The sequence below is a fragment of the Endozoicomonas sp. SESOKO3 genome, assembly GCF_024606255.1.
On the sequence record NZ_JAHHPR010000581.1, the window covers coordinates 1 to 2300 of the forward strand.

4 protein-coding genes are annotated in these 2300 nt (G+C 50.4%); 3 read left to right on the forward strand and 1 reads right to left on the reverse strand.

The features are described from left to right. The 3 genes from KDK18_RS09920 to KDK18_RS09930 form a co-directional block, all read left to right on the forward strand. A partial coding sequence (locus KDK18_RS09920) for a DUF2924 domain-containing protein (RefSeq protein WP_257254742.1) occupies positions 1 to 197 on the forward strand: 197 nt, incomplete at its 5' end. Beyond that, positions 166 to 1527: a recombinase family protein gene (locus KDK18_RS09925; protein WP_257254743.1), complete on the forward strand. Its 1362-nt coding sequence runs from the start codon at positions 166 to 168 to the stop codon at positions 1525 to 1527. The genes KDK18_RS09920 and KDK18_RS09925, both read left to right, overlap by 32 nt. Further along, positions 1518 to 1943, forward strand: coding sequence for a hypothetical protein (locus KDK18_RS09930; protein WP_257254744.1), 426 nt, complete (start codon positions 1518 to 1520; stop codon positions 1941 to 1943). The genes KDK18_RS09925 and KDK18_RS09930 overlap by 10 nt, the downstream gene beginning before the upstream one ends. Positions 1944 to 2120: 177 nt before the next feature. On the opposite strand, the gene KDK18_RS09935 is transcribed toward KDK18_RS09930, so the two are convergent. After that, the coding region (locus KDK18_RS09935; protein WP_257254745.1) for a hypothetical protein at positions 2121 to 2300 on the reverse strand (180 nt) is incomplete at its 5' end.

The window sequence follows — 2300 nt, forward strand, 5'->3', positions numbered from 1 at the left end:
CCCGGATTGTTAAGGAGTATGAAGGTGAAACCCACGAGGTGATTGTCACCAGGGAAGGTTTCGAGTACCGGGGCCAGATATACCGGAGCCTTTCTGGTATCGCCAAGCTGATTACTGGAAGTCACTGGTCTGGGCCGGTGTTCTTTGGATTGAAGGGGAGCAGCCATGAGCGGGGAAAAAGCCATGGGCAGAAGTAAAAGCAAGATTAAGGATCTCAAGCGCTGTGCAGTCTATACCCGCAAATCTTCGGAAGAAGGTCTGGAGCAGGAGTTCAATTCACTCCACGCCCAAAGGGAAGCGGGTGAAGCTTATATCACCTCCCAGAAACAGGAAGGATGGGTTCTGGTGCCAGACGAGTACGACGATGGCGGCTTTTCCGGTGGCAATATGGAACGGCCTGCACTTCAGCGACTGATGCAAGATGTGGAAGCCGGAAAGATTGATGTGGTGGTGGTTTATAAAGTGGATCGCCTCTCAAGGTCGCTGGCTGACTTTGCCCGGCTGGTGGAGGTGTTCGACAGGCATAAAGTATCCTTCGTCGCTGTCACCCAGCAGTTTAATACCACCAGCAGCATGGGACGACTGACGCTTAATATTCTATTGTCCTTTGCCCAGTTTGAAAGAGAAGTCACTGGGGAGCGCATCAGAGACAAGTTTCTGCTCTCCAAGAAGAAGGGTAAATGGATGGGTGGGACGCCACCGCTGGGCTATGACGTGGTGGATCGCAAGCTTATCCCCAATGAAGGAGAGGCGGTGATTATTCGGGAGATCTTCAAGATCTTTATTGAAACCCGCTCACAAGTTGAAACCGCCGAACGGATTAATGAAATGGGCTTCCGAACCAAGCGATTGCCACGCAAAGGTGGCCAAGTGGTCGGAAGCAAGAAGTTCACCCGCACCGCCATCTACAAACTACTTAAGAGCCGCCTCTATAAAGGTGAGATCGGCCACAAGGGTGAATGGTATCCGGGTGAGCATAAAGCCCTTATCAAACCTGAGGTCTGGGCGAAGGTAGAGACCATTCTCCAGAGCAACAGCTCGGGCCGCCAGACAGACAGCCGACACAGGCACAGTCCTTCGTTTCTGCGGGGTTTTCTGTTCGGACCGGAGCAGGAAGCCCTGATACCCACGGCCACCCGCAGCAAGGGCAAACTGCACCGCTACTACGTCAGTAGCGTGGCCCGGAGGCACGGCCACAAACATTCACCCCTGCCTACCTTGCCCGCGAAGGAAATCGAGTTTTTGGTGGTGGAAAATCTACGGGATTTACTGAAGCAGCCAGAGATTATTTTCACCACGTGGCAGATGCTGACGGATCAGGAAACGTTCAATGAAGATCAGGTCAGGGAAGCCCTGAACGACCTGTCGGATATCTGGAATCTTCTGTTTCCCCAAGAACAGCGCCGTTTAATGAAACTGCTGGTCAACCGAATAGACGTCCATCAGCAGGGTATTGAGATTCGGTTCCACCAGGAAGGGATACCCACCATCACCCATGAGTTACAAGGAGAAGTGACATGGCCATAAAAGTAACCGGCAAAGCGACCCGCACCTATCTCGAAGATGAGAACTGTATTCTGGTGCATATCCCCATCAAGTTCATCAACCGCAAGGGCAAGAGCCAGGTCACCACACCAGATGGTCGTCCGGCACTGGAAGAGGCCGATCCGGCTTTGAGAAATGCTCTGGTCAGGGCGCATCGGTGGTTGAAGGCATTGGAAACAGGAAAAGAGAAGCACCTGAAAGTGCTGGCTAAAAAGGAAGGAATCAACAGCGAAAGCTATGCTTCGAAAATCCTCCGGCTGACCACTCTGTCGTCAGAGATTCAGGAAGCCATTATTGATGGTCGCAGCCTGGGAGGTTTGGTACTGGCTGATTTTATGAAGCCTTTTCCACTCTTGTGGTCGGAGCAGAAGAAGGCATTGGGTATACCGGAGGATTGATGTACTCCCTCCTTTTTACCCCTCGATTTTTAATCATAAAGTTCGCCGACCGTCCCCCACACATATCGCTAATAAAGTGCAAACCCAACACCCGTCCAAACAACCTAAAACCACTGATAACCAACTGTTTTTAAAGGGAAAATCAAAGTACGCACAAGAATTTTGAAAAGTGCGAATTTAAGAGAAGAGAAAGAGAAAAAAGCACCAAAATGGCCAAAAATGGGCATTTTTACGGTTTTTGCCAGTGCGGAAATTAAACGACCAAAAAATAATAAAAGGCGAGACAGGCATTACAAAAGCCACCCCCAAAACGACAAAAAGCCCTATAAAAATAGGGCTTTCTGAAGATGGCGCGCT